This window comes from Bradyrhizobium sp. 2TAF36, from assembly GCF_052114925.1.
Lineage (GTDB): Bacteria > Pseudomonadota > Alphaproteobacteria > Rhizobiales > Xanthobacteraceae > Bradyrhizobium > Bradyrhizobium barranii.
Genome location: NZ_JBFRFR010000012.1, coordinates 20,906 through 45,991, shown reverse-complemented (window position 1 = coordinate 45,991; position 25,086 = coordinate 20,906). Strand labels below are relative to the sequence as shown.

Annotated in this window: 19 protein-coding genes and 1 pseudogene; 11 read left to right on the top strand and 9 right to left on the bottom strand. The window is 65.8% G+C overall.

Going from position 1 to position 25,086, the window contains the following annotated elements; genetic code table 11:
* Positions 1-112: 112 nt before the first annotated feature.
* Positions 113-1,483, bottom strand: a complete 1,371-nt coding sequence (locus AB4Z51_RS08910; protein WP_208071271.1) for a hypothetical protein — start codon at positions 1,481-1,483, stop codon at positions 113-115.
* Between the two features lie 171 nt (positions 1,484-1,654).
* Here AB4Z51_RS08910 and glmU point away from each other — a divergent pair, with 171 nt between their 5' ends.
* Both glmU and AB4Z51_RS08900 read left to right on the top strand, forming a co-directional pair.
* Positions 1,655-3,022: a bifunctional UDP-N-acetylglucosamine diphosphorylase/glucosamine-1-phosphate N-acetyltransferase GlmU gene (gene glmU, locus AB4Z51_RS08905; RefSeq protein ID WP_135213861.1), complete on the top strand. Its 1,368-nt coding sequence runs from the start codon at positions 1,655-1,657 to the stop codon at positions 3,020-3,022.
* A 12-nt stretch (positions 3,023-3,034) separates the two neighbouring features.
* Positions 3,035-3,220, top strand: coding sequence for a hypothetical protein (locus AB4Z51_RS08900; protein ID WP_135213681.1), 186 nt, complete (start codon positions 3,035-3,037; stop codon positions 3,218-3,220).
* A gap of 9 nt (positions 3,221-3,229) precedes the next feature.
* Here AB4Z51_RS08900 and AB4Z51_RS08895 read toward each other — a convergent pair whose 3' ends face one another.
* Positions 3,230-3,448: a hypothetical protein gene (locus AB4Z51_RS08895; protein ID WP_071913760.1), complete on the bottom strand. Its 219-nt coding sequence runs from the start codon at positions 3,446-3,448 to the stop codon at positions 3,230-3,232.
* Positions 3,449-3,668: 220 nt separating this feature from the next.
* Between AB4Z51_RS08895 and glmS the strand changes: the two genes are divergently transcribed.
* From glmS to AB4Z51_RS08880, 3 genes and pseudogenes are all read left to right on the top strand, one after another.
* Positions 3,669-5,495 carry a glutamine--fructose-6-phosphate transaminase (isomerizing) gene (gene glmS / locus AB4Z51_RS08890; RefSeq protein WP_208071273.1) on the top strand — a complete coding sequence of 609 codons (1,827 nt, stop codon included), beginning with the start codon at positions 3,669-3,671 and terminating at the stop codon, positions 5,493-5,495.
* Between the two features lie 89 nt (positions 5,496-5,584).
* Entirely contained in the window at positions 5,585-6,355 is a 771-nt protein-coding gene (locus AB4Z51_RS08885) for a DUF502 domain-containing protein (RefSeq protein ID WP_135213679.1), read from the top strand.
* A gap of 105 nt (positions 6,356-6,460) precedes the next feature.
* Positions 6,461-7,317 (top strand): annotated as a pseudogene (locus AB4Z51_RS08880) (DUF1932 domain-containing protein).
* A gap of 28 nt (positions 7,318-7,345) precedes the next feature.
* Here the strand turns inward: AB4Z51_RS08880 and AB4Z51_RS08875 are convergent.
* The gene (locus AB4Z51_RS08875) at positions 7,346-7,783 is read right to left on the bottom strand and encodes an AAA family ATPase (protein ID WP_224580756.1); all 438 of its coding nucleotides are present in this window, start codon (positions 7,781-7,783) and stop codon (positions 7,346-7,348) included.
* A 300-nt stretch (positions 7,784-8,083) separates the two neighbouring features.
* Between AB4Z51_RS08875 and panE the strand changes: the two genes are divergently transcribed.
* Positions 8,084-9,013, top strand: coding sequence for a 2-dehydropantoate 2-reductase (panE, locus tag AB4Z51_RS08870; RefSeq protein WP_135213677.1), 930 nt, complete (start codon positions 8,084-8,086; stop codon positions 9,011-9,013).
* Here panE and recG read toward each other — a convergent pair.
* Positions 9,010-11,118 (bottom strand): ATP-dependent DNA helicase RecG, encoded by a 2,109-nt coding sequence (gene recG / locus AB4Z51_RS08865; protein WP_135213676.1) that lies wholly within the window; start codon positions 11,116-11,118, stop codon positions 9,010-9,012. The genes panE and recG overlap by 4 nt on opposite strands.
* A gap of 185 nt (positions 11,119-11,303) precedes the next feature.
* Here recG and AB4Z51_RS08860 point away from each other — a divergent pair, with 185 nt between their 5' ends.
* The 3 genes from AB4Z51_RS08860 to AB4Z51_RS08850 all read left to right on the top strand — a co-directional run bounded on the left by AB4Z51_RS08860 (position 11,304) and on the right by AB4Z51_RS08850 (position 16,536).
* The gene (locus tag AB4Z51_RS08860; RefSeq protein ID WP_028147879.1) at positions 11,304-11,594 is read left to right on the top strand and encodes an FAD assembly factor SdhE; all 291 of its coding nucleotides are present in this window, start codon (positions 11,304-11,306) and stop codon (positions 11,592-11,594) included.
* Positions 11,591-15,109 carry a transcription-repair coupling factor gene (gene mfd / locus AB4Z51_RS08855; RefSeq protein ID WP_441497302.1) on the top strand — a complete coding sequence of 1,173 codons (3,519 nt, stop codon included), beginning with the start codon at positions 11,591-11,593 and terminating at the stop codon, positions 15,107-15,109. The genes AB4Z51_RS08860 and mfd overlap by 4 nt, the downstream gene beginning before the upstream one ends.
* A gap of 296 nt (positions 15,110-15,405) precedes the next feature.
* Positions 15,406-16,536 (top strand): acyl-CoA desaturase, encoded by a 1,131-nt coding sequence (locus AB4Z51_RS08850; RefSeq protein ID WP_167767924.1) that lies wholly within the window; start codon positions 15,406-15,408, stop codon positions 16,534-16,536.
* A gap of 55 nt (positions 16,537-16,591) precedes the next feature.
* On the opposite strand, the gene AB4Z51_RS08845 is transcribed toward AB4Z51_RS08850, so the two are convergent.
* The 3 genes from AB4Z51_RS08845 to AB4Z51_RS08835 form a co-directional block, all read right to left on the bottom strand.
* Positions 16,592-17,815, bottom strand: a complete 1,224-nt coding sequence (locus tag AB4Z51_RS08845; RefSeq protein WP_135213674.1) for a GGDEF domain-containing protein — start codon at positions 17,813-17,815, stop codon at positions 16,592-16,594.
* 84 nt (positions 17,816-17,899) lie between these two features.
* The gene (locus tag AB4Z51_RS08840; RefSeq protein WP_135213673.1) at positions 17,900-19,402 is read right to left on the bottom strand and encodes a class I adenylate-forming enzyme family protein; all 1,503 of its coding nucleotides are present in this window, start codon (positions 19,400-19,402) and stop codon (positions 17,900-17,902) included.
* 4 nt (positions 19,403-19,406) lie between these two features.
* A complete protein-coding gene (locus AB4Z51_RS08835) occupies positions 19,407-21,254 on the bottom strand; it encodes an extracellular solute-binding protein (RefSeq protein WP_167767899.1) in 1,848 nt (615 codons plus the stop codon).
* Positions 21,255-21,526: 272 nt separating this feature from the next.
* Here AB4Z51_RS08835 and AB4Z51_RS08830 point away from each other — a divergent pair, with 272 nt between their 5' ends.
* Complete coding sequence (locus AB4Z51_RS08830; RefSeq protein ID WP_135213671.1) at positions 21,527-22,351, top strand: invasion associated locus B family protein; 825 nt, start codon at positions 21,527-21,529, stop codon at positions 22,349-22,351.
* Positions 22,352-22,448: 97 nt separating this feature from the next.
* Here AB4Z51_RS08830 and hspQ read toward each other — a convergent pair whose 3' ends face one another.
* Positions 22,449-22,781 (bottom strand): heat shock protein HspQ, encoded by a 333-nt coding sequence (gene hspQ / locus AB4Z51_RS08825; RefSeq protein WP_014495177.1) that lies wholly within the window; start codon positions 22,779-22,781, stop codon positions 22,449-22,451.
* Positions 22,782-22,887: 106 nt separating this feature from the next.
* Between hspQ and AB4Z51_RS08820 the strand changes: the two genes are divergently transcribed.
* Positions 22,888-23,841 (top strand): AEC family transporter, encoded by a 954-nt coding sequence (locus AB4Z51_RS08820; RefSeq protein WP_135213670.1) that lies wholly within the window; start codon positions 22,888-22,890, stop codon positions 23,839-23,841.
* Positions 23,842-23,847: 6 nt separating this feature from the next.
* Here AB4Z51_RS08820 and AB4Z51_RS08815 read toward each other — a convergent pair whose 3' ends face one another.
* Complete coding sequence (locus tag AB4Z51_RS08815) at positions 23,848-25,032, bottom strand: UbiH/UbiF family hydroxylase (RefSeq protein ID WP_135213669.1); 1,185 nt, start codon at positions 25,030-25,032, stop codon at positions 23,848-23,850.
* Positions 25,033-25,086 lie beyond the last annotated feature (54 nt).

Genomic DNA, 25,086 nt, shown 5'->3' with positions numbered 1-25,086 from the left:
ACAGGCGAGGTGGATATTTCTGATCGCTTGCGCTGTTCGACGAGTCATTGGTCGACGGCCATTGACGCCCCAATTTGATGAGAGGCCGCAGTGATCTAACTCGTCCGCGTTCCTACCGCCTGAAGAACGACGACAGCGTCGATCCCGCCGAGGCCGTCTCCGGCTTCGCCGGTGCGGCCGGCGGCTGAGGCGCGGGTGCAGGCGCGGGCTCCTCGCGCTTCGACGAGCGTTTTGAGGAGTAGCTGCGGCGGCGCTTCTCCGGTTTGGCGCCAGGAGCGGGCGCTGGCGCAGTCTCGGCTTGCGGGACGGCGTCCTGGTTCTTGTCCGCGTTCTTCTCCTGAACCCGGTCCTGAGTCTTCTCTTGTCCCTTCTCCGATCCGCCGCGCATCGACAGCCGCTGGCCGTCGAACACGGTGGTCTCGCAATGGCGGTCGCTTTCGGCAAGGCCCGCGCAGAGCTTTGCGGCGGCGGCGGCATTGATCAGCGGGCCGGCGCCCAAGCGGAGCTGCATGCCGAGGCCGGTGTTGCCTTCCTTGATCATGATGATCGGCCGCAGCGCCGCGACCTCCGGATTGGACTTGATCAGGCCGCGCCAGAGCGCGCGCAGGCCGTCGAGCGAGTTGGCGCCACCGAGGTCGATGGCGAAGCGCGTCTGCTGGACAGCGATCGCGGGGGCCTCGCTCTCGGCCGTCTCCGGCGGCTTGGCTGGCGCCGCGGCGACCTCGGTCGGGGTGGGCGCCTGTTCGGGCTTCTTCTCGGCGGCCTTCTCCGTCGTCTCGGGCTGCGTCAGCTTCGATGCGGCGGGATCGGGTGGCGCCATGATCGACTTGGATGGCACCAGCGGAAGCATGGGCAGTGCCGACGTTGTCAGCGGCGACTGCGATACCAGCGAGGCCATGGCGGCGTTCTGCGGCGGCGGGATCAACTGATCCTTTGCGGCCTCCTTCACAGCGTCTTTTGTCGGCTCCTTCGCCTGGTCCTTCGCGGCTCCCGCGCGCGGCTTGTCACTCGAGGGAGCCGGCGTGGAGGCGACCGGCGCGACGCTAGGCGCCGCGGGCTGCGCGTCAGGCGCCGGCGCGTCCTGCGGTTTCGCGCTCTGCTTGGCGATGGCGCCGGTGACGGAATCCATCCCTTGCTCGAGCACGGTGACGCGCGAATAGAGCCGGTCCCGATCGGTGTTCAGCGTCTCGATGGCGGAGGCGAGGCGGCGGGCCTCGTTCTGGCTCTCCTTGGTCAGCATCTGGAGCCGGTCGGCCTGGCGCGACAGATCGGCGGACGCAACCTGGTCACGGCGCCAGCCGAGCTGGGCCTGATTGGCCATCACGGCCATCACGACAGCGCCGACGGCAACCACGCCCCACGCGCCCAGCCGCCACATCATGCTGCGGTCGACCGCGCTTTCCTCGGCCAGAAGTCCGGAGAACAGCCCGCCGGTCTCCTTGGTCCCGAAGGCGTCCGCCAGTGGGTCGGAATCCTTTGCCATGAACGTTAAGTGCCCAGCCCCGAGCTGCTTCCCCGAATCAATCAGGGAACATTAACAGGAAAACCCCGTCGCACTTGAATTCCGGGCGTTTGCGGGGGTAGCAAGGCGACAGCTCATGACGGCATCGGCCTGGCGCCGCCCGTTGATTCGGCCATGTTTGACAGGATTTCGATGACCGCCCGTTCCAGCCTCACGATCGTACTCGCCGCCGGCGAAGGCACGCGCATGCGATCGAACCTGCCGAAAGTGCTGCATCCGGTCGCCCACCAGAGCCTGCTCGCGCACGTGCTCGCCGCCACACCGAAGGGAACCGGCACCTCGCTCGCCGTCGTGATCGGCCCCGACCATCAGGCGGTCGGGGACGAGGCGAAACGTATCCGTCCCGATGCGCTCACCTTCGTGCAGGCAGAACGGCTCGGCACCGCGCATGCGGTGCTGGCGGCGCGCGAGGCGATTGCGCGGGGCGCCGACGATCTGCTGATTGCCTTCGGCGACACGCCGCTGATCTCGGCCGAGACCTTTGCGCGGCTGCGCGCGCCGCTCGCGAAGGGCGCAGCAATCGCCGCGCTCGGCTTTCGCGCCGCCGATCCCACCGGCTATGGCCGCTTCATCGTCGAGGGCGACCGTCTGGTCGCGATCCGCGAGCATGCCGATGCCAGCGCGGAAGAGCGCAAGATCGATCTGTGCAATGCCGGCCTGATGGCGATCGACGGGCGCCGTGCACTCGCGATCCTCGACAAGATCGGCAATGCGAATTCGAAGGGCGAGTATTATCTGACCGACGCGGTCGGCGTCGTTCGTGAACAGGGATGGGAGGCCGTCGTGATCGAGACCAGCGAGGACGAGGTGCGCGGCATCAACACCAAGGCGCAGCTCGCGGAGGCCGAAGGCGTGATGCAGGCGCGCTTGCGCAAAGCGGCGATGGAAGCAGGCGTCACGCTGATCGCGCCCGAGACCGTTTATCTGTCCGCCGATACCGTGTTCGGCAATGACGTCACCATCGAGCCGTTCGTGGTGATCGGTCCGGGCGTGTCGATCGCCGACGGCACGGTGATCCATTCCTTCTCGCATATCGTGCAGACCACGCTCGGCAAGAACGTCTCGATCGGCCCCTATGCGCGGCTGCGACCCGGCACCTCGCTCGGCGACGGCGCGCGGATCGGCAATTTCGTCGAGACCAAGGCCGCGACGCTGGAGGCCGGCGTCAAGGTCAACCATCTCTCCTACATTGGTGACGCCACCATCGGCGCCAATTCCAACATCGGCGCCGGCACCATCACCTGCAACTACGACGGCTTCAAGAAGCACAAGACGATCATCGGGCAGGGTGCCTTCGTGGGCACCAACTCTTCTCTCGTCGCGCCCGTGAAGATCGGCAACGGCGCCTATATCGGCTCGGGCTCGGTGATCACGCGCGATGTGCCCGACGACGCCATGGCGCTGGAGCGCAACCAGCAGACCATCAGGGAAGGCGGCGCCGCGCGCTATCGCGAGATGAAGACCGGCGGCAAGAAGCCGGAAAAGAAGCCGGAGAACTGAGCGCCAACTGCCGTGTCCTCTCGCTTTGTGCGCGATCTCTTCAGTTTTCTGATCGACACATTCGTCACGGGGATGGGGCGACTGCTGCTGCGGGAAGTGAACGAGTACGATCCGCCCGAGATTTTGGCCCTCGTCATCGGGCTGGCGTTCTGGGCGCTCCTCATTTCCCTCGTCTGGGCCGTGACGCTGGGGTGGTAGGGCGCGCCGCTATTCGTCGTCGGAGAATTCCGAGAAGATCGCGCGCGTCAGGCGCCAGCCGCGCGGCTTTGCCCGTTTCGCAGGTTCTCCGGCGGCGTGCTTGACGAAGACGGGCTTGCTTTCCTTGCCGCGCTGGGGCGGCGGCCAATGCGCAAGGTGCGTGCCAGTGGTCTCGCTGGCGCGCAAGAACGTCGATGACAGACCTTTGCGGTCGGATGAGCCTTTCATGGCCTTATTCTCCTGTCCCGGAATCGTTGGCCAAACTTGTTGACAAGGAGTTAATGCGCGCGGTTTAAGGCCGGCCAATTCGACGCAGTCGAAGCCGGATGCGAAACGGTGCTGTCTCAATCAGCAATAATTATTGAGTATCTGGTTCCTTAGGAACTTCGCTAAAGACCGAGCGGATCGTTTAGGCGATTTTTCGACGATTTGGGGGATATTGATCCGCATGTGCGGGATTGTCGGCATTCTCGGGCGCACGCCGGTTGCAGAGCAATTGGTGGATTCGCTCAAACGTCTTGAATATCGCGGCTACGACTCCGCGGGCGTCGCCACGCTCGAAGGCAAGCATCTCGAGCGCCGCCGCGCCGAGGGCAAGCTGAAGAACCTGGAGAAGCGTCTCGAAGCCGAGCCGCTCAAAGGCACAACCGGCATCGGCCACACCCGCTGGGCCACCCACGGCAAGCCGACCGTCAACAATGCCCATCCGCACGCGACCGAACGCGTTGCCGTGGTCCACAACGGCATCATTGAGAATTTCCGCGAGCTGCGCGAGGAGCTCGAGAAAAAGGGCACGGTGTTCCACACCGAGACCGACACCGAGATCGTGCTGCATCTCGTAGACGATCTGCTCACGCGCGGCAACAAGCCCGTGGAAGCGGTGAAGCTGACGCTGGCGCGGCTGCGTGGCGCCTTCGCGCTCGGCTTCATCTTCGCCGGTGACGACGACCTCATGATCGGCGCCCGCAACGGCCCGCCGCTCGCGATCGGATATGGCGACGGCGAGATGTATCTCGGCTCCGATGCCATCGCGCTCGGCCCCTTCACCGACACGATCAGCTATCTCGAAGACGGCGACTGGGTCGTGCTGACGCGCAAGGGCGCCACGGTCTTCGACAAGGACGGCCACGCCGTCCAGCGCGAGAAGATCAAGCACGCCGCCTCGACCTCGCTGGTCGACAAGGCCAATTACCGCCACTTCATGGCGAAGGAAATCCACGAGCAGCCGGAAGTGGTCGGCCACACGCTAGCGCGCTATGTCGACATGGCGACCGAGCGCGTCTCGCTGCCGGTCAAGCTGCCGTTCGACTTCAAGAGCATCCAGCGCATCAACATCACCGCCTGCGGCACCGCGAGCTACGCCGGCTTCGTCGCGAAATACTGGTTCGAACGCTTTGCGCGCGTGCCGGTCGAGGTCGATGTCGCCTCCGAATTCCGCTACCGCGAGGCGCCGTTGCGCAAGGGCGATCTCGCCATCTTCATCTCGCAGTCGGGCGAGACCGCCGACACGCTGGCCGCGCTGCGCTATGCCAAGGCTGAGGGCGTGCACACGGTGGCCGTCGTCAACGTGCCGACCTCGACGATCGCGCGCGAGAGCGAGACCGTGCTGCAGACGCTCGCCGGCCCCGAGATCGGCGTCGCCTCGACCAAGGCCTTCACCTGCCAGCTCATGGTGCTGGCAAATCTTGCGATCGCGGCCGGCAAGGCCCGCGGCGAATTGTCCGACGAGGACGAGACCAAGCTCGTTCATGGCCTTGTCGAGATCCCGCGCCTGATGTCGGACGCGCTCACCACCGAGCTCCAGATCGAGAAGCTCGCGCGTGAGATCGCCAAATCGCGCGACGTGCTCTATCTCGGCCGCGGCACCAGCTTCCCGCTCGCGCTCGAAGGCGCGCTGAAGCTGAAGGAGATCTCCTATATCCATGCCGAGGGCTATGCCGCCGGCGAGCTGAAGCACGGGCCGATCGCGCTGATCGACGAGACCATGCCGGTCGTCGTCATCGCCCCCTATGACCGCGTGTTCGAAAAGACCGTCTCCAACATGCAGGAGGTTGCCGCCCGCGGCGGCAGAATCATCCTGATGACGGACGCCAAAGGCGCGGAGGAGGCGACCGTCGAGTCCCTCGTCACCATCGTCATGCCCGACATGGCGGCCGCGTTCACACCGATGGTCTATGCCGTCCCCGTTCAGCTGCTCGCCTATCATACGGCGGTCATCATGGGCACCGACGTCGACCAGCCGCGCAACCTCGCGAAATCGGTGACCGTGGAATAGGCAGAAGGGATCAGGCCGGAACGCTAGGTAGTCTTCCAAAACCTGCTAGAAGACCCTAGTTTGAGTGCAGCGACCGACCTGGAACCCGAATGACCCCCCGCGACGACGCGCCTGCGCCGCTTGATCCCATCCCGGAACCGCATACCGGCCTGATGGGCCGCTTCCGCAATTATTTTCTGACCGGCCTCGTCGTGACGGGGCCAATTGCCATCACGCTGTATCTGGTCTGGTGGTTCGTCACCTGGGTTGACGGCGTGGTGCGGCCGTTCGTGCCGCTGGCCTACCGGCCCGAAACCTATCTGCCGTATGTCGTTCCAGGTTGGGGACTGATTGTCGCATTCTTCACGCTGACGCTGGTCGGCTTCCTCGCGGCCAACCTGATCGGCCGGACGCTGGTCGATATCGGCGAAACCTTCCTCGGCCGCATCCCGGCGGTGCGCGCCATCTATCGCGGCCTGAAGCAGGTGTTCGAGACGCTGTTCTCGGGCAAGGGCTCGAGCTTCCGCAAAGTCGGCCTGGTCGAGTTTCCGTCGCCGGGAATGTGGTCGATCGTGCTGATCTCGCAGTCGCCGAATGAAGAGGTCGCGCGCAGCCTGCCGGGGCAGGAGGAGCACGTCTCCGTATTCCTGCCGTGCTCGCCGAACCCGACCACGGGCTTCTTCTTCTACGTGCCCAAGAGCAAGATCGTCGAAGTCGACATGAGCACCGAGGACGCCGCGACCCTGATCATGTCGGCCGGCGTGGTGCAGCCGGGCTTGGCGCCGGACCCGAAGAAGGCCGCCGCGCTCGCGGGCATGGCGAACGCCGCGCGCATCGCCAACGCGTCGGCGCTCCAGCCCCAGCCTGCGAAGGTGGAGTAGGGCCATTCCCGTTTCGGATGGCCGCATTCACGCAAGCACTTTCGTCCTCTGCTAGTCTTCCGGTTGAATTGAGCGCCTCGCTCGGAATTCGACCTGGAGTGCATGATGACGAAGACCATTGCGATCCTCGCGCCCGGCGCCATGGGCAGCGCCGTGGCCCGCCGCCTCGGCGAAAACGGTGCGCGCGTGCTGACATCGTTGAAGGGGCGCAGCGAGGCGACGCAAAAGCGCGCCGCGGATGCCGGCATGATCGGCGCCGAGGACGACGCGATCGTGGAGGCCGACATCATCCTTTCGATCGTGCCGCCGGGCGAAGCCGTGGCTTTGGCCGAACGCCTGGCCGCGCTGATCGTCCGGCGCGAGAAGAAGCCCATCGTCGTCGACTGCAACGCGGTCAATGTCGATACCGTTCAAAGAATCGAGGAGATCATCGGCTCGGCGCAGGCGCCGTTCGTCGATGGCGGCATCATCGGCTTCCCGCCGCAGCCCGGCAGCAAGAGCCCGGCTTTCTACCTGTCCGGCGAGTACGCTGGGGATCTCGCGGTGCTGAAGGATCTCGGGCTCGACGTGCGGATTGTCGAGGGACCCGTCGGCGCGGCCTCCGCGCTGAAGATGTCCTATGCCGGTATCGTCAAGGGCCTGGCCGGCATCGGCTCGGCCATGGTGGTCGCGGCCACGAAAGCGGGCGCGGCCGATGCGCTGCGCGACGAGCTCGCGCTGAGCCAGCCCGCGGTCCTGGCCCGGCTCGAAGTCGCGCTGCCGGACATGATCCCGAAGGCCTATCGCTGGGTCGCGGAGATGCGGGAGATCTCGGGTTTCCTCGGGCCCGACCATCCGGCGAGCCAGATCTACGAAGGCTTTGCACGCTGGTTCGAGCACCTCGCCGCGGATGCGAATGGCGAGCGGTGGATGCGGCACTGCTGAAGGCCTTCGCAGCGCGTGTCGCGCAGAAGAAGGCCTGACCGTCCAGTCCGACGTCACGGCGATGGATCACTCGCCGTGCACTGAAACCGACTCCAGAAAACCCTGGATGTCCCGGTCGCGTCTCAGGCGCACGACCGGGACATCGGGGCCATATTGAAGGCGCTCGGCCTCGATGACGGGCACGCGCTCGGTGTCGTAGCGCCACGCCTCCTTCATCAGTTTCCAGTCGAACTGTTCCGGACATCCCTCGGGCAGATCGGGTCGCGTCGTGTCGCGATCGAACGCGGAGCGCCAGAGAATGCGCCACTGGCAGAGCCAGCGTGGGCGGTCGATGACGACCAGGGTGTCGGCACGCGCAAGCGTGAGATCGAAGGCGAGCCCCGAGAAGCTGCCGTCGATGACCCATGCGTCGCCCGCGATCTCCTCCGCGACGCGTAGACGGAAGCTGGCCTTGTCGGATGGCTTCCATCCCGGCCGCCAGTAGAGCACGTCGAGATGCACCACGGGCAGTCCAAGCTTCCGCCCGAGACTTCGGGAGAGGCTCGTCTTTCCGCTTCCCTGAGAACCGACGACGATGACCCTGCGCATGAGCGCAAGGTTTCATAAAGTCGACCGCGGCGAAAGGGTGAGTCTTCTGAAGCGGCTCTATCCACTTCGTCATTGCGAGCGCAGCGAAGCAATCCAGCCTGTCTCCGTGGGAAGATTCTGGATTGCTTCGCTGCGCTCGCAATGACGGGGAGGAGACGCCGCACGCCCCGTCTGCTATCGTTTCTGCGGAGACAGATGGATGCAATCGGAGTTCGAATGAGAGTGCTGGTGATCGGCGCAGGCGCGCTTGGGGGCTATTACGGAGCTCGCCTGGTCCGAGCGGGCGGCGACGTGACCTTTCTGGTGCGAGCGAAGCGTGCCGAGCAATTGCGGCGGAATGGATTGCAGGTCGCGAGTCCGCATGGCGACTTTGCCGTACAGCCGAAGATCATCTTGGCAGACGATCTCAAGGAGACATTCGACGTCGTGCTCGTCGGGGTGAAATCCTACTCGCTCGACGATGCGATGGCCCAGTTTGCCCCGGCAGTTGGCGCCGATACGATGATCCTGCCGATCCTCAACGGGTTGAAACATATCGACACCTTGACCGCGAAGTTCGGTGCAGCGCGCGTCCTCGGCGGGTTGGCGAACGTCAGCGCCGGCCTCGATGCGGATGGTCGTGTCGTTCAGTTCATGGCCAATCAGACCATCGTCTTCGGCGAGACCAACGGGGCGCTGAGCGAGCGTGCGCTCGCGCTGGAAACATTGCTCCATGTCCCCGGCATCGACGTGCGCGCCAGCGAAGCGATCATGCAGGACATGTGGGAAAAGTTCGTCCAGCTCAGCACGCTCGCTGGCATCACTTGCCTGATGCGCGCAAGTATCGGCGACATCCTGGCGGTGCCGAACGGCGAGCAGTCCATTTTCCGGCTGTTCGCGGAATGCTGTGCCGTTGCAACGGCGTCGGGTTTTGAGCCGCGCGCTCCGTTCATCGAGTTTGACCGAAAGCTCTTCACCACCTTGGACTCGCTGCTCAAGGCCTCGATGTTGCGCGATATCGAGCGTGGTTCGGTTACCGAAGCGGAGCATATCCTGGGCGATATGGCCAATCGCGCCCGCACGCTCGGTATCGATACGCCGCTGCTGGATCTGGCCCGCGCGCATGTGGCGGCTTATGAGGTCGGACGCCGAAGAGCAGCAGGCTAACCCGCCCCGATCAGCGGGATCGCTTCGTCCCGCTCGTAGAGATACAGCAGGCACCGTAGCGCCTCGCCGCGCTCGCCCTTCAGCTTCGGATCGTCTTTGAGGATCCGCAGCGCCTCGTCTCTAGCCTGGGTGATGAGCTGGCCGTGCACCTCCGACCGCGCGATGCGGTAGCCCGGCAGGCCGCTCTGGCGCACGCCGAGCACATCGCCTTCGCCGCGCAGCTTCAAATCTTCCTCGGCGATGCGAAAACCGTCGGTGGTCTCGCGGATCACCTTCAGACGTGCCTTCGACATCTCGCCAAGCGGCTCCGAGTAGAGAAGGAGGCAGGTCGAGGCTTCCGAGCCGCGACCGATGCGGCCGCGCAACTGGTGCAGCTGGGCAAGGCCAAACCGTTCGGCGTTCTCGATCACCATGATGGTCGCGGCCGGCACGTCGACGCCGACCTCGACCACGGTGGTCGCAACCAGAAGGCCGATCTCATGGGCGGCGAACTGGCCCATCACGCGGTCCTTCTCGGTGCCCTTCATCTGGCCGTGGACGAGGCCGACGCGGTCGCCGAAACGCTTTTGCAAGCTCTCGAAGCGTTTGGTCGCATTGGTCAGGTGCTCGGTGCCTTCGGCCTCGGATTCCTCGACCAGCGGGCAGATCCAGTAGACCAGCTTGCCCGCCTCCAAGGCCCGGCCGATGCTGTCCGTGACCTCATTGAGGCGGCTCATCGATATGGTGCGGGTCTCGATCGGCTGGCGGCCGGCGGGCTTCTCGCGCAACTCGGAGATGTCCATGTCGCCGAAATAGGTTAGCACCAGCGTGCGCGGGATCGGCGTCGCACTCAGCACCAGCACATCGACGGCGGCGCCCTTCGAGGTCAGCGCGAGGCGTTCGCGCACCCCGAACCGATGCTGCTCGTCGACGACGGCCAGGGCGAGATCGTTGAAGATCACGTCGTCCTGGATCAGCGCATGGGTGCCGACGAGGAGATTGATCTCGCCGGCTTCGAGTTGTGCCAACAGCTCGCGCCGCTCCTTGCCCTTCTCGCGGCCGGTGAGGATGGCCACGCGCAGCCCTGCGCGCTCCGCGAGCGGGGCGATGGTCTTGATGTGCTGCCGCGCCAAAATTTCCGTCGGCGCCATCAGCGCGGCCTGCTTGCCGACTTCGGCGACGGCGGCGGCCGCCAGCAGCGCCACCACGGTTTTGCCCGAGCCGACATCGCCCTGAAGCAGGCGCAGCATGCGCACGGGTTGTTGCAGATCGTTCGCGATCGCGGCGGTCGCTTCTCGCTGCGACGACGTCAATGCATAGGGCAGGGCGTCGATGATCTTGTTGCGCAAGTGACCGTCGCCGGCGTTGCGGACGCCGGCCGGGCGGCGCAATTGCGCGCGGATCAGGGCCAGCGCGAGCTGGCCGGCCAAAAGCTCGTCGAAGGCGAGGCGCGACCAGTAGGGCTTTTCGGGCAGGATGTCGGTGAGCTCGACCGGCTGATGCACGCGGCTGAGCGCCTCGGTGACCGTCGGAAAACTGCAGCGGCGCATCACCTCCGGGCTGATCCATTCCGGCAGGGCGGGCAGCTTCTGCAGCGCTTGCGCGACCGCGCGTCGCAGCGAGCCGAGCGCCAGACCCGTGGTCAGCGGATAGACCGGGTCGATGCCCGAGAGCTTCGAGATCGCCTCTTCGTCGAGCACGCGGTCGGGATGCACGATCTGCGGGATGCCGTCATACATCTGCAGTGTGCCCGAGACGTAGCGCTTCTCGCCCATCGGCAGCAGCTTTTCGACATAGCCGGGCTTGGCGCGGAAGAAGGTCAGCACGACGTCGCCGGTGTCGTCGCTGGCGTAGACGAGATAGGGCGCCCGGGCGTTGCGCGGCGGAGGCGGGCGATGGCGATCGACGGTGACCTCCAGCGTCACCATGGTTCCCTGGACGGCGTCGCGGATCTTTGGCCGCGCACGGCGGTCGATGACCTGGCTCGGCAAATGCAGCAGCAGGTCAATCAGGCGCGGCGTCTCATTGCGGCTGAGCAGGTACTGCAGCAGCTTGTCCTGCTTCGGACCGACGCCGGGCAGGCTGGTCACGGGAGCAAACAGCGGATTGAGCAGGCTGGGGCGCATCAGGCGAATCTGGGATCGTTTCGGCCCGTCATGCCCGGCTTTATGCCGGGCATCCACGGCTTTTTTCGCGGCGCCCGCGCGGGCAGCGGGCCATGCCAAATCGAGGGCTGACAGGGGCGGTCCGAGTGGCTATATCACCCCGGCCCGGCACGTCCGGGCTTTCTGCGTTTGACTGGATCTGAGACATGACGGGAACGACACGATCGAGCAACGGGCTGGACGATCGCCGCAAGCGGCTTCTGTTCCGCTGCTGGCACCGCGGCACGCGCGAGATGGACCTGATCCTGGGCCGCTTCGCGGATGCCGAGATCGGCAATCTGTCCGATGACGAGCTGACCGAGCTCGAGACCCTGCTCGAGGAGTCCGATCCCGATCTCTATGCCGCCATCACCGGTGACAAGGTGCTGCCAGCTGATGTCACCGGCGCGCTGTTTGCCCGCATCAAGGCGTTCCCGATTACGGACGGCGATTTATGAAACAGGGGATGAAGTCGCCGGCCGAGCTGCTCACGCCCGGCCGCGCGCTGACGCTTGCCAATGTTGCCGAGGGCGCCGAGGGCCTCGTCATCTCCGATCTGGCCCGCGCCATCGCGGCGCGGCCGAAGAAACCGGCCGTCAGCCTCGCCGTGGTCTGCCGCGACGGTGGGCGAATGCAGCAGCTCGAGCGCGCGCTGCAATTCTTCGCGCCCGATTTGCCGGTGCTGACCTTTCCGGCCTGGGACTGCCAGCCCTATGACCGCGTCTCGCCGCATGGCGGCATCCTGGCGCAGCGCCTGACCACACTGGCGCGGCTTGCGCCGCTGACCGGCAGCGACAAGCCTCTGATCGTGCTGACCACGGTGAACGCAATCGTGCAGCGCGTGCCTGCGCGCGAACTCGTTGCCGCGCAGGCGCTGTCGGTCGCGCCCGGCAATGTGGTGCCGATGGACACCATCGTCGCCTGGCTCGAGCACAACGGCTACAACCGCTCCTCGACCGTGCGCGAGCCCGGCGAATATGCCGTGCGCGGCGGTATCCTGGACCTGTTTCCGGCCGGCCTCGACCAGCCGGTCCGCTTCGACTTCTTCGGCGACAGCCTGGAATCGATCCGCTCCTTCGACGCCGAGACCCAGCGCACGATGCTCGACATGCGCTCGCTCGACCTCGTGCCGATCTCGGAATTCCAGCTCGTCACCGACACCATCCGTCGCTTCCGCATGGGCTATGTCGCCGAGTTCGGCGCGCCCGAGCGCGACGACGCGCTGTACGAGGCCGTCAGCGAGGGTCGCCGCCATCCCGGCATGGAGCACTGGCTGCCGCTGTTCCAGGACCGGATGGACACGCTGTTCGACTATCTGCAAGGCGCAGCCATCGCGATCGAGCCGCAGGCCGAGGACGCGGTTCGTGAGCGCTTCAAGCAGATCCAGGATTACTACGAAGCCCGCCGCGATGCGATGGAGCATCCCGGCGGCGGTGCCATCTACAAGCCGCTGCCGCCTGACAGGCTCTATCTCACCGACGAGGAATGGACCAGGCGCGAAAGCGAGATGTCGCTGGTGCGGCTGACGCAGTTTTCGGTTCCGGCCGATGGTGCGACGATCGTCGATGCCGGCGCGCGCAAGGGCCGCGACTTCGCACCCGAACGCAACGACGCCACCGTCAACGTGTTCGAGTCCGTCGTCAGCCACGTGATGGCGCTGCATGCCCAGCGCAAGAAGGTCGTGATCGCTCTCTGGAGCGAGGGATCGCGCGACCGCATGACCTCGATGCTGCGCGACCACAAGCTGACCCATACCACCAGCGTCAACGCCTGGCGGACGGTGCAGGCGACCCCGCGCAACGAGACCATGCTCGCCGTGCTCGGCCTGGAGGCAGGGTTCGAGACCGACGAGATCGCGCTGATCAGCGAGCAGGACATCCTTGGCGACCGCCTGGTGCGGCCCCGCAAGGCGAGCCGCAAGCTCGACAATTTCATCTCGGAGGTGACGAGCCTCACCGCCGGCGACATCGTCGTCCATGCCGACCACGGCATCGGCCGCTTCATCGGCTTGCAAACCCTCGACGTCGCCGGCGCGCCGCATGACTGTCTTGAGCTGCATTACGCCGCCGACGCAAAACTGTTTCTGCCGGTCGAGAACATCGAGCTGCTGTCGCGCTACGGCTCCGACCAGACCGCGGTCGAGCTGGATCGTCTGGGCGGCAGCGGCTGGCAGACCCGCAAGGCCAAGCTCAAGAACCGTATCCGCGAGATCGCCGGCGAGCTGATCAAGATCGCCGCCGCGCGCCATTTGCACGAGGCGCCAAAGCTGCCGGTGCAGCCGGGACTTTACGACGAGTTCTGCGCGCGCTTCCCCTATGACGAGACCGAGGACCAGTTAGGGGCCATCGAATCCACGCTGAAGGACCTTGAGCTCGGCCGTCCGATGGACCGGCTGATCTGCGGCGACGTCGGCTTCGGCAAGACCGAGGTGGCCTTGCGCGCGGCCTTTGCCGTCGCGCTCGAAGGCAAGCAGGTCGCGGTCGTGGTGCCGACCACGCTGCTCGCCCGCCAGCACCACAAGACCTTCACCGACCGCTTCAAGGGCTTTCCAGTGAATGTGGCGCAGGCCTCGCGCCTGGTTCCGACCAAAGAGCTGAACCTGGTCAAGAAGGGCATTGCCGACGGCTCGGTCGACATCGTCGTCGGCACCCACGCGCTGCTCGGCAAGGCGATCAAGTTCCGCGATCTCGGCCTCGTCATCGTCGACGAGGAGCAGCATTTTGGTGTCACCCACAAGGAGCGGCTGAAGGCACTTCGGTCCGAGGTGCACGTGCTGACGCTGTCGGCGACGCCGATCCCGCGCACGCTGCAACTGGCGTTGACCGGCGTCCGCGAGCTCTCGATCATCGCATCGCCACCGGTCGACCGCCTCGCGGTGCGTACCTTCGTCGCCCCGCATGATCCGCTGATGATCCGCGAGGCGCTGCTGCGCGAGCGTTATCGCGGCGGCCAGGCGTTCTACGTGGTGCCGCGCATCGACGACCTCGCCGAGGTCAAGGACTTCCTCGACAAGAACGTGCCGGAGATGAAGGTCGCGGTCGCGCACGGCCAGATGCCGCCCGCGGTGATCGAAGACATCATGACCGCCTTCTACGACGGCAAGTTCGACATCCTGCTGTCGACCACCATCGTGGAATCCGGCCTCGACATTCCCAACGCCAACACCCTGATCGTGCACCGTGCCGACATGTTCGGCCTGGCGCAGCTGTATCAGCTCCGCGGCCGCGTCGGCCGCTCCAAGCTGCGAGCCTATGCGCTGTTCACGCTGCCGGCGCAGCAGAAGATCACCGCGCAGGCCGAGCGCCGGCTCACCGTGTTGCAATCGCTGGAGACGCTGGGCGCGGGCTTCCAGCTCGCCTCGCACGACCTCGACATCCGCGGCGCCGGCAACCTGCTCGGCGAGGAGCAGTCCGGCCACATCAAGGAAGTCGGCTTCGAGCTCTACCAGTCGATGCTGGAGGAGGCGATCGTCAACCTCAAGGCCGACGTGTCCGAGCCCGCCGCCGACCGCTGGTCGCCCTCGATCACCATCGGCATGCCCGTGCTCATTCCGGAAGACTATGTCGGCGACCTCTCGGTGCGGCTGTCGCTGTACCGGCGGCTGGCCGATCTCGACACCGAGGAGGAGATCGAGAACTTTGGCGCCGAGATGCGCGACCGTTTCGGCGTGCTGCCCGACGAGGTGCGCTATCTGTTCAAGGTCGCCGCGATCAAGGCGTTCTGCCGCACGGCCAATGTCGGGAAGATCGACGCCGGTCCGAAGGGCGCCGTCATCGCCTTCCGCGATAATTCGTTTGCCCATCCCGACCGCCTGGTGTCGTTCATCCGCAGCTATGGCCAGGCCGCCAAGGTGCGGCCGGACATGAAGGTGGTGTTCCTGCAGGACTGGGAGACGCCGGAAGAGCGGCTCGCCGGCACCACGGAGATCATGCGCCAGCTTGCACAGCTCGCGCAGAGCAAGAAGGCGGCGTAATTGTTCCGAGCGCCACCGGAGCGGTACTTGGATACAAGACAGCGGCATATGGCCACTTGCGGAATGATCGAACGACAGCCATGTTCGATTCGTCGAGTTTGGCCGACGATTTGGCCTCGCCGCTGATAGCGTGCCCGACTGATGACCTGATTCGTGTGACCCGCGACTGGTTTACCGGCCGCGGGTTTTTTGTACCGCAAAGCGGGGCTGCCCCGCCCATTGAAACTTCTGAGGTCGCGAGCGTGTCTATCAATATCGATTCAGGCCAGGAACACGGTGACGAACACGACGACGTCATGTATCCGCAGGTCCTGCCGTTCATATTGGTCCACGCGGGATGCGTCGCGGCGATCTGGTCGGGCGTCTCGTGGCAAGCCGTTACCATTTGCGCGGTTCTGTACTGGCTGCGCATGTTTGCGATCACCGCCGGCTATCACCGGTATTTCTCGCATCGGGCTTACGCGACCAGCCGGGTGTTTCAGTTCATCCTGGCCTTCCTGGCCCAGAGCAGCGCTCAGAAAAGCGTCCTCTGGTGGGCTGCCAAACATCGCCATCATCATCTTCACTCGGATACGGCGCAGGATGTGCATTCGCCCCGGCACAAGGGCTTCCTCTACAGTCATCTCGGCTGGATCTTCTACCGGCAGCACGATGCAACCGACCTGGTGAAAGTATCGGATCTGGCGTCGTATCCCGAGTTGATGTGGCTGCACAAACTGGAGCTTCTGCCGGCGTTCGTGCTCGCGGGCCTCTGCTTCCTCATTGCGGGGTGGTCAGGGCTCGTGGTCGGCTTCCTCTGGAGCACGGTGCTCGTGTATCACGGCACGTTCTGCATCAACTCCCTCGCACATGTTCACGGCCGCAGGCGGTATGTGACCGGCGACGATTCCCGCAACAACTGGCTGCTCGCTCTCGTCACGATGGGTGAGGGGTGGCACAACAATCACCACGCCTATCAGGCCAGTGCTCGACAGGGCTTCCACTGGTACGAGATTGATCTCACCTATTATATCCTGGTGGCTTTGTCCTGGCTCGGGATTGTCCGGGATCTGAAGATGCCGCCCAAGCAGGTCCTGCGCAATGAGCATCGGTTGGGATCACGCGCGATCAAGCAAGCGGCCGAGCAGCTCGCCGCTCGCTTCAATCCTGAACACATCGCACAGGCGATCAAGACGTCGATCCATGAGACCGAATTGTCGGTCCGGGACGCGATCATTCTGTTGCAGCAGCGTGCCGATTTGCGTCTGTCCAGCATGCCGACTCGCGACCAGTTGCTGGCTGAAGCGCAGCGCATGTTCGCAAAGACGATGTCGCTGGACGACATCGTCGACCGGGCCCACGAGCTCCTGAACGAGACTGTCGGCTTTCTCCTGGCCACTCCCGCTCTGGCGGCCGCACCGAAATCGAACGCGAATAGCGGCGTTTAGCGCCACGTTCCCCGGACAAGGGGCGCGCACGAGATCAGGGATTGCTGACGCGCGACTACGACGCCGCGCGCGACGCGTCGGCTGAGAGACGCCCGAGCAGTGACCGCGCCGTATCCGACGGCGACAGCGAGTCCACGCTGACGACGGGATCGCTGCGCATCTCGTGCTTGCCGTTGGAGGTGTGCCGCATCACCGCCGACAGGCGGCGGGCGATCATGTGGGCGGTGCGGAAGTCGGTCTCCGCGAACACGACGACGACGGAACCGTCTTTCTGCGCCACGCCAAAATCCATCTGCCGCATCAGGCGGCTCAGGATCCGCGCGGCGTCGAGCTGGGCGCGGGAATTGCCGGGCTCGAAGGCGAAGCGCGCCACGGAGAGGCCGCCGCCGCGGGCAAGAGCCTGCTCGACCGCCTTGGCGAAATCGCGGGCAAAAGCTTCCACCGTGAGCAGGCCGCTGCGCGGGTCGAGCCAGCCGCCGGCATCGATCGAACGCAGCGTGCGGCTCAGTTGCGCTTCCATCGCGTGCTGGCGGATCAGCGGCAGCGCGTTGGCGGCGACCTTCGCCGGCTCGCCCGGGATCAGCTCGAGATTGGGCAGGTCGTAAGTCTGCGCGAGCTGGTGCGCGGTGACAACCACGGGCAGGCTGCGGAATCGGGTGTCTTCGGCGAGCACCGTGAGGAAGGCGTCGGTGACGCGCGCGGTAAAACCTTCGGCGAGTACGACGCCATCGATGTCGCGGGTGTTGAGATGCTTGGCAGCGGCCTCGATCGAGAGCGCGCCGACGACCCCGACGCGTTCGCCGAGTGCGACGGAGAGCGCAGGATAGGCTGTGCCGCGGCCGATCAGGAGCACCGTCGCATCGCGTGCCGGATCCCCCTCCGGCAACCCGACTTTCGCGTCCGGCAGCCGGCGCAGAACCGTCGCATGGAGAGTCCGTACGCGCAGCGCGGCGCGGAGCCGCGCGACGAGGCGGTCGGAATTGCCGCCGCGCGAGGAGAAGGGCAGGGCGTTCTGCGGCAGCGTGCCCGCAGCATCGAGCGCCACGAACGGCAGGTAGGGCGATTGGTCCGCGATCTTCCTGGCGAGCGTCGCCAGATGGGGCTCGTGCCCGGCATGCATCGCGGCGAGAACCGCGGCCGGCTGCACCTGCTCGACCGCGCGCGCCGCGCTGGCCCAGTCGGCGTCGACGACGGGAAACAGACGGGCCTCGTCCAGGGCCGCAATGAAAGGCGGCCGCTGGGCGTTGGACACAAACAGGATCGGGCCCGCCTGGGACATCGCAAACTCTGATCACGCAACAGATGCTGCGCAATCTAGTCCGGTTGCCTTAATGCAGCGTCAATGGACGGGTCGAAACTACGCTTAAACCGGCCCGGAGCGGTCGCGAAAAGCCTCGACCATCAGGGGGTTAAGCCCGAGTTCATTGAGCGCTTCGCGGGCGCGGGCATTGTCTTGCGCCCGTCCTGCGAGCCGGTGACCCGAGAGCCGGTCGGGCAGTGCGGTGAGCAGGGCGCCCTGGCCGAGCCGGCGCGCCCATTCCTGGAGGTCGTTGGACAGGAAGCGGTAGCCGCCGACGGCCATGATGCCGGAGGGCGGTGCGGTGATGCAGATCGCGCCGCTCGGACGGTCGAGCCGCGCGGCATAGCCGGTGTCGACATAATCGCGCGGCGGCTGCGCCGTCAGCGTGTCGCCGACCGGCTGCGGCGGCGCGTAGGCCGCGATCGGCACCATCGCTCCGCGCAGGCCGAGCGTGCCCCTGGGCGTCAGCAGGATCTCGCCGGCGATGGAGGAACCGGACTGCTCGCGCGGGGCGCCGTGCGGTCCGGGCATCACCGCAACAGGCATGCCGTCCTCGCCGCGGCGGGCGCCGAACAGCCCGGCCTCGCCGAACAGATAGACGTCGGTCAGCGGTGCATGCGGCGCGATCCAGGCATCGCTCGCCGCCACCTGTTCGGGGGCGCGCCAGAGGCCGATGACGTTGCGCAAGCTCGGCATCCGCGCCGCGAGATCGGCATCGCCGAGCCGCAGCGCGAGCTGCGCGGGGGCGATCAGCACCTCGCATTCGTGCTCGTTGATTTGCCGTTCCAGCACGTCGTTCTCGAAGGGATGATGCAGCGCCAGCGTGCCGCCGCAGAGCAGCCACACCGCGAGCGAGGAGGCGAGGCCTGCGAACGACATCGGCGTAAACGCCGCCATCACGGTCGCGCCCTGCTTGATGTCGGCTTCCAGCGACATCGCGAGCCCGCCGGCGATCAGGCTGAAATGCGGCCGCGGCACCGGGCGAAAGCCTTCCGCGGTGACGTCGAAGGAGATCATCGCCGCCTTGCGGCCGTCCTGGATCACGGCGCGCGTGGTGCCGGGCGGGCGGGCCAGCACGTCGTCGAGCGAGGCCATGCCCTCGGGCAGGTCGGCGCCGAAACCGCAGACGTAGCGGATCGAGAAGGCCTCCGCGGCGGCGTGCATCGCGAGGTCGGAATAGCTGACGCCGTCGACCTTGCTCATGGTGACGATGGCGCGCGCCGCGGTGCGGTTCAGCGCGGCGGTCAGTTCCGCATGGCGCCAGAGCAGCGGCAGCACGGCGACGACGAGCCCGGCGCGATGCGCGGCGAGCACTGTCAGCACGAACTCGACCGTAGCAGGCAGCTGGATCGCGATGACGGAATTGGCCGGCAGGCCCGATTCGACGAAATGCGCCGACAGGGCCTCGATGGCGGTGTCGGCCTCGGCGTAGGTCATGCGCCGCGGCTGGTGGCCGGTCACGCGGGCCTTGTTGAGGGGATCGAGCAAAGCGGGCGCGTGCGGTTGCCGCATCAGCGTGCGCTGAAACAGCGTGTCGAGCGTCGGCGATACGGCTGGCTGATTCACGGCGTCACTTCGCTTGCGGCTGCCCCTTCGACCACCAGGTCTCCGGCAGGTAGCCGGACAGCGCGGTGGCCTTTGGCCGTTCTATCCGATTCCAGCGCGCGATCCATTGCTCGGATACGTTAAACAGGGGGATTGTATAGAAACCGGAGATCAGGGCGCGGTCGAGCGCCCGCACCGCCGAGACGAAGGCCGTGTGATCACGGGCCTCGAGGAGAGCGTCGATCATGGCATCGACGGCGGGATCTTTGGCGCCCATGTAGTTGCGGGTGCCCGGATTGTCGGCGGCCGCGCTCCCCCAATAGAAATACTGCTCGTTGCCGGGCGACAGCGACTGGTCCCAGCGGTTCTGGATCATGTCGAACTCGTAGCCGAGCCGGCGCTGGTCGAACTGCACGGGATCGACCGCGCGAACGCTCGGCTCGATGCCGGCGCGCTTGAGGTCGCGCTGGAACGCGAGCGCGATGCGCTCCTGGTCGCGGGTCGTCACCAGCATCTCGAAGGTGAAGGGGGCTTTTGTCGCGCGGTTGCGCAGCACGGTGCCGTCGAGATCGTAGCCGGCGTCCGACAGGAGCTTGAGTGCCGCGCGCAGCGTCGTCCGGTCGCGCCCCGAGCCGTCGGTGACGGGCAGGCGGTAGCTGCCGTCCATGACGTCGGGCGGGATCTGCGCGGCGAAGGGCTTCAGCAGCTCGCGTTCGCGCGCATCCGCAGGCCGGCCATAGGCCGACAGGTCGGAGCCGGCGAAATAGCCGGCAACGCGCGAATAGAGTCCGAAGAAGTAGTTGCGGTTGACCAGCTCGAAATCGAACAGCAGCGTCAGTGCCCGGCGCACGCGGATGTCGGCAAAGATCGGACGGCGCGTGTTGAACACCAGGAATTCGGAAGTCTGCGGCACGCCGGGCTTGATGGTGTCGCGGATCACTTCGCCGCTTTTGGCGGCTGGAAAGTCGTAACCGTCGTGCCAGCGCAGCGGCTCATGCTCGACGCGGAAATCATAGAGGCCGCGCTTGAAGGCTTCGAACTGGCCATTGGCCTCGCGAAAATAGTCGAGCCTGATCTCATCGAAATTGTAGAGCCCGCGATTGATGGGCAGGTCGCGGCCCCAATAGTCGGGATTACGGGTCAAGGTCACGCTGGCGCCGGGCTTCACCGCCGTGATCCGATACGGGCCCGAGCCGATCGGGCTGGTCAGCGTCGTCTCCTCGAAGGTCGCGACATCCACGGCATGCTTCGGCAGGATCGGCATCAGGCCGAGGATCAGCGGCAATTCCCGGTCGTTGGCGCCAGCCAGGTCGAAGTGGACGGTGAGAGGGTCAGGCGCCTCGGCCTTGGCGACCTTAGAGTAATATTGCCGATGGTTGGGGCGGCCGTGATCGCGCAGCAGCTGCCAGGAGAACAGCACATCCTCCGCCAGGACCGGCTTGCCGTCGGAGAAGCGGGCGCGGGGATCGAGTCGGAACGTGACAAAGCTCCGCGCGTCATCGGTCTCGACCGATCTGGCGAGCAGGCCGTAGAGCGTGAACGCCTCGTCATTGCCGCGTGCGAGCAGGCTCTCGACCACATAGTTCCGCACCGGCTGCACGGCCAATCCCTTGACGATGAAGGGATTGAGGCTGTCGAAGGTGCCGAGAATGCCCCAGGTCAGCCGGCCGCCCTTGGGGGCATCAGGGTTGGCGTAGGGCATGTGGGTGAAATCGGCCGGCATCGCCGGCTTGCCGTGCATCGCGATGGCATGGGCTTCCTCAGCCCCTGCGCCGCTTGCGGAGAGCACGGAGGCCACGACGAAGGCGAGAAGACAGAGGCGGGTGCCAAGGCCCTCAGGAAGGCCCTCGAGAAGGCGCTGGAACATGGACATCGGCACACGTTGATTCGAGGACCTGCGGGCCTGAATCCTATCACAAGGAATTTCACGGATCGCAGGCCAGGGAGCGGTTCAAGGCGTGGCCAAAGACGCTTGTCGGCATTGATCTTTTCGTCGGCCACGTTAAGAAGGCACGCAATCGCGCAAGAGCGTCGAGCCCGTCACTTATCCGCCTCAATTGACGGGGAGAGAGCCGCGCCCAACGCGGCCAGGTTCGTCGCTTTGGAGCGGTTCGGGCACTTCCCGTTCAGAAAGGGTTTTCCGCAATGAATTTCCGTTACTTGGCCGCGTCCGTCCGGCCGCGCGGGCGACTTCTCGCCTTGTTGACGGCGACGGCATTGGCCGTTCCGTTTGCCGCTGAGGCCCAGACCCCGGCGCCGGCCCCCGGTGCCCCCGCCGCGCCCAAGGCGGCCCCGAAAGCTGCTCCAAAGGCTGCCCCCAAGGCTCCGGCGCCGGCTGCCCAGGCTCCCGCCCAGCCGGCTCCCGCGCAGGGCGCTCCGGCGCAGCAGGGCGCCGCGGCCCAGCCGGCCGATCAGCAGATCCAGCTGATCTACGCCCCCTGGACCAAGTTCTGCCTCAAGGGCCAGGACGCCAACGCCAAGCAGGTCTGCTTCACCGGCAAGGACGGCCGTATCGAGTCGGGCCAGCCGGTCATCGCGGCCGTGATCATCGAGCCGGAAGGCGAGCCCAAGAAGATCCTGCGCGTGACGCTGCCGCTCGGCATGCAGCTCGTGCACGGCACCCGCATCATCGTGGACAACAATGCGCCGTTGCAGAGCCCCTACGTGATCTGCTTCCAGAATGGCTGCATGTCCGACTACGAGGCCACGCCCGAGCTCATCGGCAACATGAAGAAGGGCCAGAACCTCGTTGTCCAGGCGATCAATGCGAACGGTGCGCCCTTGACGCTGCCGCTGCCGCTCGCCGGCGAATTCCAGAAGGCCTATGACGGTCCGCCGACCGATCCGAAGGTGTTCGAGGAAACCCAGAAGAAGCTTCAGGAAGAGCTTCAGAAGAAGGCCGACGAGCAGCGCAAGAAGCTCGAGCAGAACGGTGGCGCGCCCGGCGCGGCTCCGGCCGGTCAGAAGTAAGCGGGCTAAAATCCCGGACATGAAAAAGGCGCTCGGTTCGAGCGCCTTTTTTGCTGGCCGCTTGATGGCGGCAAAACTCACTTCAAGCGCGGTCGGCTCAGTTCAGCGACGGATTGCGCGGGCGATAGCCGCCGGTCTTGTCCTTGATGAAGATCTCGGCGACCTGGGAATGGCGGATCGGCTCGCCGGAATCGTCAGGCACCAGATTCTGCTCGGAGACATAGGCGACGTATTCCGACTCCGCGTTCTCCGCGAGCAGGTGGTAGAACGGCTGGTCCTTGTGAGGCCGCACCTCTTCGGGAATCGACAGCCACCACTCCTCGGTGTTGTTGAATTCCGGATCGATGTCGAAGATCACCCCCCGGAACGAGAAGATCCGGTGGCGAACGACCTGTCCGATCTGGAATTTGGCGGTCCTCGCTTTAATCATTCCCCGTCGATAGACCAGGATTGTGGCCGATGCTAGTGCCCTGATCTGTAATTGACCTTCGGCTAAGGGGCAGATAGCCCCCAAATCTTCAGAAAACACTTCATCAATGGTCGATATCCTCAATCTGGCGCTACCTTATTTCGGCTTGATCTTCGTCGGATTCGCCTGCGGCAAGGCCAAATCGCTACCGGAATCGGGCCTCGCCTGGATGAACTTCTTCCTGCTCTACGTGTCGCTGCCGGCGCTGCTGTTTGCGATCATGTCGAAGACGCCGTTTGCGGAATTGAACAACCCGCCGTTCCTGGTCGCGACCACGCTGTCCACGGTTGCGGCATTCACCCTGGCGCTGGTGGTCGGCAAGGTTTTGGGACGGCTGACGCTGCGCGAGGCGACGCTTGCGGGCCTCTCCGGCGGCTATGGCAATATCGGCTATATGGGGCCGGGGCTGGCGCTCGCCGTGCTTGGACCGAAGGCCTCGGCGCCGACCGCGCTGATCTTCTGCTGCGACAGCATCTTCCTGTTCACAATCGTGCCGCTGCTGATCGAGCTCTCCGACCGCGACCATCCCTCGCTGGTCCATGCCTTCGCCGTGGTGCTGAAGCAGATCGTGCTCAACCCGCTGATCATGTCGGCCTGCTTTGGCGCCGCCGTAGCGGCGCTTCATATCGAGCTGCCGGTCGCACTCGATCGCACCATCACGTTCCTTCAGAACGCAGCCGCACCGACCGCGCTGTTCGTGCTCGGCGTGACCGTGGCGCTCCGCCCGTTCAACCGGGTGCCGTGGGAGGTGCCGGGCGTGATCGCGGTGAAGCTGTTGATCCACCCGCTCGCCGCGTTCGGTCTGATGCTGGCGTTCGGACCGTTCGCGCAGCCCTGGGCCGCGACCGCCGTGCTGATGGCCTCGCTGCCGCCGGCGCTCAACGTGTTCGTGATCGCCCGGCAGAACGACGCCTGGATCGAATCCGCCTCTGTCGCGGTGCTGCTCGGGACCTTCGCGTCGGTGGTCACGCTGACCAGCGTGATGTGGGCGATCCAGACCGGCCGGCTGGCGTTTCCGTAAGCGAGCCTATCGCCGCCACGTCGGGGTCAGGCCCTCGCGCATGGCGAAGCGCCGCAGCGGGCCGATGGCGCCGAGCAGGTGCATGCCGACCGCGCGGACCGGCTGGAGCGGCAGGAAATCGTTGAGCAGGGAGCGGTTGGCGATGTCGATCGCAAACGTGCGGCTCAAAATGTCCGGACGCCGCGCCCGGTCGTAGCGCTTGAGCACGTCGGGCGCGCCCGGATCCTGGCCTGCAGCGATGGCTTCGCCCGCAAGCCTGGCGATGTCAGCGGCATCGCGCAGACCAAGGTTGAGGCCCTGGGCGCCGATCGGCGGGACCACATGGGCGGCTTCGCCGACCAGCGCTATGCGGTCGCGCCCGAAGGATTTTGGACGTTCGATCGCCAGCGGGAATAGGTTGCGGCCCGGCTCGACCGTCATGCGCCCCAAAATGGAATGCGACTGCTTCTCGATCGCGGCGGACAGCTCCGCGTCGCTCAAGCCGCGAAGCCGCTCGGCCTCGGCGGGGGCCGAGACCCAGACGATGCTGGAGCGGTCGCCTGGCAGGGGCACGAACACGCAAGGGCCATGCGGCGTGTGGAACTCGGTCGAGACGTTGCGATGCGGGCGCGCGTGGCCGACGTTGAAGGTCAGCGCGGTCTGCGTCAGGTCGCGTCGCGTCATCGCGATGCCGGCGGCTTCCCGGCACAGCGAGTGCCGGCCGTCGGCGCCGACCACGAGCCGGGCCGTGAGGAATTCAGCGGACGCCGTGCGGATCGCGACGTCGTCGGCTTCGATGACGACGCTTTCGGCCTCGTCATCGCAACGGACGAGGTTGGGCAACTCGGCCGCGCGTTCTTCCATCGCCAGCATCAGCGAGCGGTTGTCGATATTGTAGCCGAAGGCGTCGAGCGCGATTTCGTGGCAGGAGAACCGGACCTCCGGCGCCCGGAACAGCCGGCCGGTGTCGTCGACGAGGCGCATGATTTCGAGCGCGGCCGCCTTGCCCTTGCAGCGCGGCCAGACGTCGAGGCTCTCCAGGAGATCGACGGAGGCGCCGAGCAGGGCGGTGGTGCGGTTGTCGGCGTAGGGCATGCGCCGCGCCACCAGCGCGGTCCGCGCGCCGGCCTGCGCCAGTGCGATGGCGGCCGCCAGTCCCGCCGGTCCGCCGCCGACCACGGCCGCGTCATGGAGTGTCGATGCATCTGTCATGGAACGACAATTGACATGCTGCGCGGCAAATTCAAGCCCGGCTATATTTCCTTG